Source organism: Dysgonomonas sp. UBA7630 (genome assembly GCF_002483985.1).
Taxonomy (GTDB): Bacteria; Bacteroidota; Bacteroidia; order Bacteroidales; family Dysgonomonadaceae; genus Dysgonomonas.
This window is the reverse complement of the sequence record NZ_DLIY01000019.1, coordinates 58,827-71,057: the sequence shown is the minus strand read 5'-3', so window position 1 is coordinate 71,057 and position 12,231 is coordinate 58,827. Positions and strand designations below refer to the sequence as shown.

11 protein-coding genes, 1 pseudogene and 1 riboswitch are annotated in these 12,231 nt (G+C 38.4%); of the genes and pseudogenes, 11 read left to right on the top strand and 1 reads right to left on the bottom strand.

All coding sequences use genetic code 11. The features are described from left to right. The 4 genes and pseudogenes from B3P17_RS08430 to B3P17_RS08415 all read left to right on the top strand — a co-directional run. Positions 1-951 (top strand): hypothetical protein (locus B3P17_RS08430; RefSeq protein WP_291105059.1); only part of this gene is annotated, 951 nt, incomplete at its 5' end. Between the two features lie 105 nt (positions 952-1,056). Continuing rightward, complete coding sequence (locus tag B3P17_RS08425; RefSeq protein ID WP_291105056.1) at positions 1,057-3,690, top strand: hypothetical protein; 2,634 nt, start codon at positions 1,057-1,059, stop codon at positions 3,688-3,690. Between the two features lie 20 nt (positions 3,691-3,710). After that, a pseudogene (locus B3P17_RS08420) lies at positions 3,711-3,995 on the top strand (tyrosine-type recombinase/integrase); the annotation flags it as partial. A gap of 2 nt (positions 3,996-3,997) precedes the next feature. Then, a complete protein-coding gene (locus tag B3P17_RS08415) occupies positions 3,998-5,158 on the top strand; it encodes a site-specific integrase (protein WP_291105053.1) in 1,161 nt (386 codons plus the stop codon). A 25-nt stretch (positions 5,159-5,183) separates the two neighbouring features. On the opposite strand, the gene B3P17_RS08410 is transcribed toward B3P17_RS08415, so the two are convergent. Continuing rightward, complete coding sequence (locus B3P17_RS08410) at positions 5,184-5,483, bottom strand: helix-turn-helix transcriptional regulator (protein WP_291105050.1); 300 nt, start codon at positions 5,481-5,483, stop codon at positions 5,184-5,186. Between the two features lie 699 nt (positions 5,484-6,182). Further along, positions 6,183-6,274: riboswitch (TPP riboswitch) on the top strand. A 52-nt stretch (positions 6,275-6,326) separates the two neighbouring features. On the opposite strand from B3P17_RS08410, the gene thiD reads away from it, so the two are divergent. From thiD to thiH, 7 genes are read left to right on the top strand one after another with little or no spacing between them, the layout of a single operon-like run. Beyond that, positions 6,327-7,166, top strand: a complete 840-nt coding sequence (gene thiD / locus B3P17_RS08405) for a bifunctional hydroxymethylpyrimidine kinase/phosphomethylpyrimidine kinase (protein ID WP_291105047.1) — start codon at positions 6,327-6,329, stop codon at positions 7,164-7,166. After that, positions 7,156-7,356, top strand: coding sequence for a sulfur carrier protein ThiS (thiS, locus tag B3P17_RS08400; protein ID WP_291105044.1), 201 nt, complete (start codon positions 7,156-7,158; stop codon positions 7,354-7,356). The genes thiD and thiS overlap by 11 nt, the downstream gene beginning before the upstream one ends. Positions 7,357-7,360: 4 nt before the next feature. Continuing rightward, positions 7,361-7,969: a thiamine phosphate synthase gene (locus B3P17_RS08395; protein ID WP_291105041.1), complete on the top strand. Its 609-nt coding sequence runs from the start codon at positions 7,361-7,363 to the stop codon at positions 7,967-7,969. Then, complete coding sequence (locus tag B3P17_RS08390; RefSeq protein ID WP_291105038.1) at positions 7,966-8,598, top strand: thiamine phosphate synthase; 633 nt, start codon at positions 7,966-7,968, stop codon at positions 8,596-8,598. The genes B3P17_RS08395 and B3P17_RS08390 overlap by 4 nt, the downstream gene beginning before the upstream one ends. After that, entirely contained in the window at positions 8,595-9,362 is a 768-nt protein-coding gene (locus B3P17_RS08385; RefSeq protein ID WP_291105035.1) for a thiazole synthase, read from the top strand. The genes B3P17_RS08390 and B3P17_RS08385 overlap by 4 nt, the downstream gene beginning before the upstream one ends. Before the next feature lie 29 nt (positions 9,363-9,391). Beyond that, positions 9,392-11,095 (top strand): phosphomethylpyrimidine synthase ThiC, encoded by a 1,704-nt coding sequence (gene thiC / locus B3P17_RS08380; protein ID WP_291105032.1) that lies wholly within the window; start codon positions 9,392-9,394, stop codon positions 11,093-11,095. A gap of 12 nt (positions 11,096-11,107) precedes the next feature. Further along, the gene (thiH, locus tag B3P17_RS08375) at positions 11,108-12,223 is read left to right on the top strand and encodes a 2-iminoacetate synthase ThiH (RefSeq protein WP_291105029.1); all 1,116 of its coding nucleotides are present in this window, start codon (positions 11,108-11,110) and stop codon (positions 12,221-12,223) included. Positions 12,224-12,231 lie beyond the last annotated feature (8 nt).

Below are 12,231 nucleotides of genomic sequence, written 5' to 3'. Positions count from 1 at the left end.
ATATCTTCCCAAAAGCTTTCTTATACAGGAACATTCGAATTTATCCGCTTGGATTGCCTGAATACAGATGCAATCGATCTTCATCAGGAAAAATTACAGGAGATTACACATATCTTCTTCGGTACATCCGATAATAGATCCTTGAAAAATATCGAGTCCCTGAATTTAGTAACAGAAATAGAAAAAATAGCGCCTTGGCTCGAACACATTATATTTATCCAGGAAACTATCAGGCACGATAAGAAAATGAGTGTGCTTAAACCAGTTATTGTAAAAAGATATGTGCCATTTACCCCTTGTATGTTTTTTCATCTTTACACCCCTGAAGAAGAGTTTTTAAGACAAGAGTCCGTCAATAAGAAATGGGGATGGACATCGCTTCGTTCAAATACAATAATCGATATCTCTATTGACAACCCTTCCGGTATAGCAATTCAAATTGCAATCTATGCAACACTCTGTAAGGAAGAAGGTGTGCCTATGTCTTTTCCCGGCAGTGAAGAAAAATTTAATTCCCGGATTGATTTAACCGCATTAGATACCCTTACGGAAAGTATGCAATATGTACTGTCCCGGAAGTCATGCAAAGGGGAGATCTTTAATATAACAAGCTGGAATGGAACACTATGGAAAGACCTTTGGGTACAAATAAGCAAATATTTTGGTATACTATCGGGAAGGCCTAACGCTTTCCCGCTGGCTTTATATATGCAAAGCAGGGATGATCTATGGAAAGGTATTTGTGAAAAATATAAGCTCAAGAATAAATCTTTACTCCGTTCTTTAAACTGGTATTCAAGTGATTTAATCTTTAATGATTCATACAATATACTGTCTGATCCGCAAAAGATCCATCGATTTGGTTTTATCGATAACCAAACAGATATCTTCCCTGCTTTCAGAAAAATGTTTGACCAACTGAAAGCAGAGCATATTATCCCTGCTTATTAGTCTGTACCAGAAGGAAGTCTGAAAGGTATATTTCTTCTTTTATTAGGATCTCTAATGATTTATTAATTGCCTTTCCCGAAAACAGAATTTAGAACAAATGATAAGATGAAACCATTAGATATTTTTAAAAATATATCATTAAGTACGTTTTACTATTTAATAGCCTATCATAAGATCATTTTACGTGAAAAAATTAGAGTTTATTATTTAGTGATTCTATCTATCTTCTTCGTGACTGTTTTAAACGCACAGAATAAGAGAGATTCTATTTCCATTCAGTTAGGTGATGTCGTAAAGAAACCGATATACGAGCAAAAGAGAAATGAGCACGGTTCTCTATATCATAGTTTATGGGGTACGCATTACGAACCATTGTATTATAAAGCGGTAAGCGTAAAAGCAATTAGTCTGAATTCTTTATATGGAGGATTATCCATTCTCAGAGAATTTAAGGATTTGCACACCTTAGTATTGAAGGATAAGAATGAATATTTGTATCTGCTACGTCCTCTCGGTGGATCTACTAGTTTCTTAAATTCGAGTTTTTTTAAAAACATTTATGATATTGATGATTTAGAAGAGACTTATATAGGCGATTTTATTACAGAAGCATTTACGATTGTCCATCCCTACAGCTTCCTTGCATCCAACCTTATGGCAAAAGAAATTGACCTGATCTCTAATCGATATGATATTGCGTATATTTCAACAGGAGAAGCTACAGATACCGTTGCAGACGGCAGCAATATCAGAGGTAATCTGATAACGATTACACGTTTACCTTTTACGGAACAGGAAAAAGTATTTACTAATGTGGAACAACTTCTTGAAGAATTACATAAAGGGGATACTTATAATGTAGATCAGCAACTTTATATCCGCACGCGGTTATTTGATATGCTGATTGGAGACTGGAACAAAATCCCCGAATCATGGGGCTGGATTACGGCATTGAAGAGTGATTCCGTTATATTTGAACCGATGGTACTTGACCGGAACCATGCTTATCCGAAAATAGAAGGTATTTTATTTAAGCCTTTGTTGAAAATGTTAGGTTTGGGTTTTATCAATAATTATGATGAGAAATTGGATAATGTAAAGAAATTCAATACACTTGGCTATGCATTAGATATGGCTCTTACCCAGAAGAGTGAAGAGAGGGTTTGGTTGGAGCAGGCTAAATACTTGCAGATTCATTTGTCAGATCAGTTGATAACCAATGCTTTCTCAACATTACCCGAAGAGGTGCAGGATAAGAACATGCAAGATATAAAAAGAAAACTAATGAGCCGTCTCAACCAAATAGAAGATATTGCACATCGGTATTATCTAGAATTGCAGAAAACCCCTGTGATTACAGGTACGAATAATGATGATAGATTCATATTCGGTGAAGATGAAATGGGCAATTTGCACATTCAAATTTATAATTCAAATTCAGACCAACCATATTTTGACCGGCATTATTCTACTAAACAGACTAAGGAAATATGGGTCTACGGATTAGAAGGCAATGACATATTTGAAGGAAACCGTCCAACAAACCGGATAAAAACATTGCTAATCGGAGGTAAAGGGGAAAACCTCTATAATCTTACTTCTAACCGTAAGGTAAAAGTTTATGAATCCCAGTCTCAACAACAAAGATTGGCTGATACATCACCCGTAAAGATTATATATCCCCGTAATGAAGAAAATGCATTAAACTATGATTATGAAAAACTAAGTCATAAAAAGCTATCGGTTACTCCCATCGGACTTTATGATTCCGATCTGGGTATTAACCTGGGAACATCTATTACCTATACGGTGAATGGTTTCAAGAGAACTCCTTATACTCAATGGCACCAACTTAGTTTTGATTATATCAATGGTTTTACTTATCAGGGAATTTTTCCAGATTATGATGGAAGAAGAAGTTTTCACCTGTCGGCATTTATCGGCAGTCCTGCTTATTTTTCAAACTTCTTCGGTTATGGAAATTCAACATCTGGCTACAAAGACGAAGATAAAAAATTTAACAGAGTACATTTAGAAAGATATGCTGTTACACCTGCATTTTATTATCAAATAGATAAATTCCAGACATTTAATATTGCAAGTTCATTAGAGATTGACAAAGTGGATAATCCAGAAAACAGAGACCGTTATATTAATCAGATATATGATGACAACAATGATATTTTCGACACTAAATTCTTTCTCGATCTGAACGTACGGTATGTGATGGATAAGAAAACAAATGATGTCATCTCAAAATACAAAATAAGTCTGTCTACCGGAGGAATATTCAATATAGGAAATAGAGGGCGTCACGTTCCTTATGCAACAGCCAATTTGAGTGTAAACATTCATTTGATAAGTCATTTGTCTTTTGCGACAGAAGTAAATACCAAAGTGCTGCTTTCTAATAAATACGATTTTTTTCAATCTGCGACAACTGAGTTAAGAGGGTTCCGGGATAATCGTTTTATGGGTAAACAATCATTTTATCAGTTTTCCGAATTCAGATGGGATATGGGTGAGTTGAAGAACAGTTTCACTCCCGTTGAATACGGTTTATTCGCAGGAGTTGATTATGGGCGAGTGTGGTATCCGCACGAGGATTCGAATAAATGGCACTCTTCGTATGGTGGTGGATTCTGGGTAACACTGTTTAAGGAGTTTACCGGTAAACTATCATTCTTCGATTCCAATGACGATCAACGTTTTATGTTGCAATTGGGAATGGGGTTTTAATATACCTTTTCTTGTGTTTTTTTCACATGGCCCGACACACATTTGCCAGCCAAATTTGCCTTTCGCAAGGTGTACCTATTGAAACTGTAAGTAAGGCTATGGGACATAAGAACATCTCCACCACCCAACGATACGCCAAAGTCACCCATGAGAAAATAGACCGTGATGTTACAATTCTGGATGCCAATATCGGAAGCAAATATGTCTTGCAAGGTCTTGATGCACCTCCTTCTACTATTCTCAAAGATATGAGCAGGAGAAAATACCGTCCAAGTAAAAAATTACAAAATGCAGAAAGATTATAAATATGAGAAGTACATTTAAATTACTGTTTTATATAAATAAGCAGAAGATCAAAGCCAATGGTAATTGTCCGATCATGGGGCGCATAACACTTGACGGTAAAATATGCCAATATTCCACCGGAGAAGAAATCTCTCCGGCTTTATGGGATGCCGATTCGGGAAGGGTGATAATCAGGGACAACAACTCTAAAAATAAAAAGGAGCTAAAATCCATTAATTCGCGGCTGGAGGAATTAGAACTTAAAGCAAAAACAACATACAAAAAAAGCAGCGACACCATTGGCTATGTATCAGCGGAAATTATTAAGAACGCATTATTGAACAGGGCACAGGCCAAAGAAACATTGATTGCTCTTTTAGATGAACACAACCAAGAGTATGCTTTGCGTGTGGGTATTGACCGTGTGCGTCATACTTATATACGCTACATTACCTCCCGTAAGCATATTTATAATTTTTTACAATACAAATATGGGATTGAAGATATTCCCTTACGTTCCCTTGATATGCAGTTTATTAATGACTTTAATTTCTACTTATCTACTGTGTTAAAGTTAAAATTGGTTTCACTGAACGATTACCTTATCGTTCTTCGTAAGATGACACGTTTAGCTATCAAGCAACGGACATTGAAACGAGATCCTTTTGCCGGGCACAGATTGGACAAAGCACCCAAAATACACCGCCACCTGACAAGTGAACAGCTTGACAAGGTTATGAATGTCGAATTATATACTTATCGGCTCTGCCATACGCGTGACCTTTTTGTCTTTTCGGTATTTACAGGCTTGGGAAGAGCAGAACTGGCTAACTTGACTTCGGAAAATATCATTACAAAGAAAGACGGTTCGAAATGGATATATATTGCCCGCCAGAAAACAAAAGCGGAGTGTTACATTAAATTGCTGGATATCCCCATCCGCATCATGGACAAATACAAAGGGGAAGGAGAAGAAGATAAAATATTTTACGTCCCCCAAACCAGTAGCCTTTGCCGCAGTTTGAAAATGATAGAAGATCTTTGTAAACTGGATTGTCATTTGACATTCTATGTTGGAAGACATAGTAAAACTTGTTATTGTTTATTAATCAATATATTACGAACTAATATCTTTTCGATAGGTAACGATTTAGAAACCAGCTTGGTTCTTAGATCTGCTTAATTTCCTCACGATCTTAAAGAGCGACTTATCTTTTGTAAAGATAAAAAATAAACCTTGTCTTACTCCAATTTCTATTAATTTCGTCTCTTTTATTTGCTGTTCCTATATTCAACGGGGGCATTAAAAAGTGACGTTTAAAAGCTTTACGAAAACTACTTTGGAGTTCAAATCCAATTTGTAAGGCAATCTCTGAAACAGGCATTTGTGTATTCAATAAATATTGCTTTGCTTTCTCCATCCGGTATTCTGATAATACTCCATAGACCGTGTTATTGTATAATAATCTGAATCCTTGTTTAAGCTTGAATTCATTCGAGCCAATCATTGACGCCAAACGACAGATACTAGGTGGATTCTGATAGAGATTGTAAAGAATATTACGAGCTTCTATAATTTTCTCTTTTTCATAAAAATACAGCTTGTTAATCTCTCCGAGATCTTTACTTAAAGAAAGGTATAATATTTCGAGGATTTTCGATTCTAATAAAATTGTGAATAAGGGATCTTTAGAATCAGTATTCAGTACCGGAATAAACTAGCATCCTTAAAAACAGAATTGTCAGATGTGGAGATTGAATTTAACCATATTAAAGTGGAACAGCCACTTGACTTAAATAAATATAAAATCTGTACTCGATAAGAAGTTCCATCATAATTGGAATCTCAGCAAGACTTTCAAATTGAAAGATTTATTATCGTTCATTAATCTTAAAAAAAGACTCTCTATTGCAAAACAAGTTGCGATTTATTTTGCAATATGGTTTATTTGACATTAATAGTATTGGTCAATATAGTAAAGAATTACCTGTTTATATAAACCACAAATTCTACGAATTATATCTGACAAAAATAAGAAACGAAATTTCTGATATAGACATAAAAAAATCATGGATATAAACTTCAACCTATTTTAAGACAAGGTATGAATATAATTACTAAAACAGAATGATGAAAAAATGATATTTCAACTATATTTTAACAAAAAAGCAACGATTAAAGAATAAAAAAGCATACATTTGCCGCATATACGATCAAGGGGTGCCATTACAGGCTGAGATCATACCCTTACAACCTGATGCGGGTAATACCGACGTAGGAATGATGAATAAAGAAATTCCCTCCTTTAATTAGGATATCTCTTGATTGGTATATTTAATACTGATCAAATATGAAAAAGATAAGGAGATATCCAACAGCATTAACAATTGCAGGATCTGACAGTGGCGGATGTGCCGGAATACAGGCGGATCTGAAAACATTTTCGTCGCTCGGCGTTTTCGTCGCATCTGTTATTACTGCTATTACCGCTCAAAACACAGCCGAAGTCAGAGCTGTCGAAGTTCTCTCTACCGAAATAATAAAGAAACAACTTGAAGCTGTCCTGGATGACATGACTGTTGATGTTATCAAAACAGGCATGCTGCCATCTATAGAAATTATAGAACTTGTTGCCTCTATTATTGACAGATATAATCTTCCCTCAGTTATCGTAGACCCTGTAATGGTTGCCACAAGCGGAGCCCGTCTGGCATCCACGTCCATTGTTTCGGCTTTCAATAATTATTTATATCCCCGCATTACACTTATTACACCTAACTTACCCGAAGCGGAAGCCTTATCGGGTATTAAAATCCATTCAGAAAAAGACATCTATACCGCTGCTGAAATACTACTATCTCAAGGGTGTCCAGCCGTGCTGATAAAAGGAGGGCATTCCCAATCACCCGATTCAACAGATATTCTGTTTACAGCAAATACGGAGCCTGTCCGATTCTCATCTGCGCGGATCAATTCCTGTAACTTGCATGGTACAGGGTGTACATACTCATCAGCCATAGCCGCATACATATCTCTCGACTATAACATAGAGGATGCCATAAGACTAGCTAAAAACTATATTTCATCTGCAATAAAAGCAGGGCAAAATATTACAACCGGAAAAGGATACGGCCCTGTCAATCATTTCCTTGAACCACAATCATTAAAAATAAAAAGATATGACGATTAAATTAAACGATCAGTACCATGAGGTAGAAGATGGAACTTCCCTTGCTTCATTTATTGAAAGTATTGGATTAAAGCCAAACGGAATAGCAGTAGCTATCAATTTCGAAGTTGTGCCAAAAGATAAGTGGGCTGAAACTTTTCTCTCCGACCGATTGGAGTTGATGCTAATTCATGCTGTTTCGGGAGGATGAATCGATGAAACTGATAATTATCACCAACGAAACCATATTTGAAGGAAACGGTGCCTTGTTGAATAAGCTTTTTGCAGAAGGTATGGAAACGTTGCACCTTCGTAAACCTTTTGCAACAGAATCCGAAGTTGAGTATTTATTGAATCAGATTGACGCTGAGTATCACAGGCAGATTGTCTTGCACGATCATTTCGGTCTTTTGAAGACTTTCGATTTAAAGGGAGTTCATCTGAATCGAAGAAATACTATTCGCCCTCATATTACAGATATATCAGTCAGCCATTCGTGTCATTCTTTCGAATGCCTCGAAGCATCTATGGAAAATCATGATTATATATTCCTTAGTCCGATATTCGATAGCATTTCCAAGACGGGATATAATCATGCTTTTACAAAGGAACAACTTTTGGTAGCTAAATCGAAACATTTGATAAATGAAAAGGTAATAGCACTAGGTGGAATTGATCATAAAACAATACCATTGGCTGTGCAATATGGATTCGGAGGAGTAGCTGTCTTGGGCAGCCTTTGGGAAAACTATCTTCAGGACAAAGATAAAAAAGCCTTATTGCAGAGGTTCAGAAATTTGCAAGAAATGACAGAAAAACAATGAAAGGATTATTATTTATAACTCATCAAACGGAAAAATACAGCTATCTGGATAGTGTTGATATAGCACTGGAGGGAGGATGTCGCCAGATACAATTACGCATGAAGGACGTGCTAGTTTCGGAGGTTCGAAAAACGGGCAGACAAGCTCTGGATTTATGCTATAAATACGGAGCTAAATTATATATCGACGATTATACCGAAGTGTGCAAAGATATTAGAGCGACAGGAGTACATTTAGGAAAATTGGATATGCCCCCTCTTGATGCACGAAGAATACTCGGCTCCGATTTTATCATCGGAGGTACAGCCAATACATACGAAGATATATACCGTTTAAATAATGAAGGAATCGACTATATTGGATTGGGACCTTTCCGTTTTACGACTACCAAGAAGAACCTGAGCCCCATTCTCGGATTATCGGGGTATAAAGACATAATGCAAAAATGCAGGGAAAATGGGATAAACCTCCCTGTAATAGCTATCGGAGGAATAACCACGAATGATATTCCCGAGCTGATGGCAACAGGTGTATCGGGCATAGCCTTGTCTTCTTCCATTTTAAGGGCAAAAGACCCTGTCAGCGAAACTAAAAAAAATATAGAAACAATCAACAAATACCAAAAATGAAAAAACTCGTAATAGCAGGAAAAGAGTTCTCCTCGCGGCTGTTTCTGGGGACAGGCAAATTCAGTTCAAATGAAGTAATGAGTGATGCCATAGAAGCATCTAATACGCAAATGGTGACGGTAGCTATGAAACGGCTCGATTTGACCAATAAACAGGACGATATGTTGCGACACATTACTAAACCCGGCATTCAACTTCTGCCCAACACATCAGGCGTGAGAAATGCAAAAGAAGCTGTTTTTGCAGCTCAAATGGCACGGGAAGCTTTCGGTACAAACTGGTTAAAACTGGAAATACATCCCGATCCCAAATATCTGTTGCCCGAACCTATCGAAACCTTAAAAGCTACGGAAACATTAGCCAAACTGGGTTTCGTTGTATTACCCTACATTCAGGCTGATCCTGTTTTGTGCAAACTGCTAGAAGATGCGGGAGCAGCAACAGTTATGCCTCTGGGTGCACCTATCGGAACAAACAAAGGATTAAAGACTAAAGATTTGCTTGAGATCATTATCGAACAAAGTAAAGTACCGGTCGTCGTAGATGCCGGAATCGGGGCTCCGTCTCATGCGGCAGAAGCCATGGAAATGGGTGCCGATGCCGTATTGGTAAATACGGCCATCGCCGTAGCAGGAGATCCGGTAGTAATGGCACGAGCTTTCCAACTGGCTGCAGAAAGCGGGCGTATGGCTTTTGAGGCACAACTGGCAACCCGATTCGATACAGCAAAAGCCAGTAGCCCCCTAACTTCATTCTTAATGTAAATTATAGATCAAAACTTAATAAAGAAAATATGAAAATAAATCACCGGATCACTTATCCATCCTCAAAAAAAATATACATAAAAGGTAAAATACACGATATACAGGTAGGTATGCGTGAGATAACTCTTTCCGATACCGTTTCTATCGAAAACGGTCAGCATAAAAAAGAGAAAAACAGACCTGTAATAGTCTATGACACCAGTGGTGATTATTCCGACAAAGAGGTAACGATTGACATCAGCAAAGGGCTTCACCGTTTACGCGAAAGGTGGATTGAGAGCAGGGGCGACACAGAGATGTTAGCTGTATTTTCTTCTGATTATTGCAATGAGCGTTTAGCTGATTCCGGTCTGGATGCTATACGATTTCCGTCTGTAAATCTACCAAAGAAAGCAAAAGAAGGGAAAGCTATTACCCAAATGTATTATGCCCGGCAGGGAAGTATTACCCCCGAAATGGAATACGTAGCAATACGTGAGAATCTCCAGAATGAGGAGCTAGGTATTCCAACCCATATCACCCCCGAATTTGTCAGGGATGAAATTGCAGCGGGTAGAGCTGTTCTTCCTGCTAATATAAACCACCCAGAAGCTGAACCAATGATTATAGGAACAAATTTTCTGGTTAAAATAAATACAAATATCGGAAATTCAGCTCTTTCCTCAGGTATTGACGAAGAAGTCGAAAAAGCCGTATGGAGCTGCAAGTGGGGAGGCGACACTTTAATGGACTTATCCACAGGTGAGAATATTCACGAAACAAGGGAGTGGATCGTCCGCAATACGCCAGTTCCCGTAGGCACCGTTCCCTTATACCAGACTTTGGAAAAAGTAGATGGTAAAATATCGGATTTGACATGGGAAATATACAGGGATACACTGATAGAGCAATGCGAACAGGGAGTCGATTATTTCACCATTCATGCCGGATTACTGAAAGCTCATCTGCCTTTGATCAAAGGGCGTACAACTGGAATTGTATCCCGTGGAGGTTCTATTATTGCCAATTGGATGACTCAGCACAATCGAGAGAATCTCTTCTATACACATTTCGATGATATATGTCTGATACTAAAGAAATACGATGTTGCCGTGTCTTTGGGTGACGGACTTCGTCCCGGTTCGATCAACGATGCCAACGATGCCGCCCAGTTTGCCGAACTTTCGGTATTGGGAGAATTAACAAAAATAGCATGGAAACATCATGTACAGGTGCTGATAGAAGGCCCGGGACACGTTCCCATGCAGAAAATAAAAGCCAATATGGACGAGCAGATTGCACATTGCCACGGAGCACCGTTCTATACATTAGGCCCGTTAACAACAGACATTGCTCCCGGGTACGACCATATAACTTCGGCAATAGGTGCGGCTCAGATAGCTTGGTACGGTACGGCAATGATTTGCTATGTAACACCGAAAGAACATTTGGGATTGCCCGATAAGGAAGATGTTCGGTCAGGAGTTATCGCTTATAAAATTGCAGCACATGCGGCAGACTTGGCAAAGGAGCATCCTGGTGCTCAAGTACGAGATAATGCATTGAGCAAAGCCCGTTTCGATTTCAGGTGGAAAGACCAGTTTAATCTTTCGCTCGATCCGGAGAAAGCTCTCGAGTATTACAAGATAGGCCGTCTGGGTGAAGAAAGTGATCATTGCACCATGTGCGGTCCACATTTCTGTGCGATGAAATTGACCAAAGAAATGCACGATTGCGCTAAAATGAACGAATAAAAAATAAATAAAATGAGTTTTACAGAACGTATAAACGATTATGATTGGAACAAAATCGAGTCGTGTATATATAATAAAACAGCTAAGGATGTCGAGATTGCTCTAGGTAAAACAAGACCGTCTATTGACGATTTCATGGCAATGGTTTCGCCTGCTGCCGAACCTTATCTGGAACAAATGGCTATATTGAGCCAAAGATATACCCGCCAAAGGTATGGCAATATAATTCAGTTTTATGTGCCGCTGTACCTGACCAATTCCTGTATCAACCATTGTGTCTATTGCGGGTTCAATCACGATAATGACATCAGGCGTATTATACTTACGGACGAACAGATACTGCGGGAGGTTGAAGCTATTAAACGGATGGGAGATTTCCAGCATATTTTACTGGTTACAGGCGAAAATCCACGTGATGCGGGTGTCGATTATATCGAAAATGCAATCCGTTTGGTAAAGCCTTATTTTTCTTCTATTTCAATAGAAGTACAACCATTGAAAGAAGCAGCCCACAAACAGCTTGCTGATGCCGGATTAAACGCTGTCTATTGTTATCAGGAAACTTATAACAAATCCAGATATAAAGTATATCATCCCAAAGGTATGAAATCGAAATTTGGCTGGCGGCTCGACGGATTCGACCGCATGGGCAAGGCCGGCATACACAAAATAGGTTTGGGGGTGCTGATCGGGCTCGAAGATTGGCGTACTGATGCTGCAATGATGGCTCTGCATCTACAATACCTACAAAAAACATACTGGCAAACGAAGTATGCCATCTCTTTTCCACGAATGCGTCCACACGAAGGTAAAGATTTTCAGCCCAATGTTGTTATGACGGATAAACAGTTGGCGCAGATCATATTTGCATACCGAATTTTCGATCACGACTTGGAAATGACCTTGTCTACAAGAGAGAATGCTGTGTTTAGGGATAATATGATCGGTTTGGGAATCACCTCATTGAGTGCCGGTTCGAAAACCGACCCAGGAGGTTATGCCGTTTACACGGATGAGCTCGAGCAATTCTCGGTAAATGACAGCCGCACACCATCGGCTGTTTTGCAATCCGTCAAGAATCATGGATATGAGGTGGTATGGAAAGATTGGGATTTAAGTTTACAGTAAATTATCAT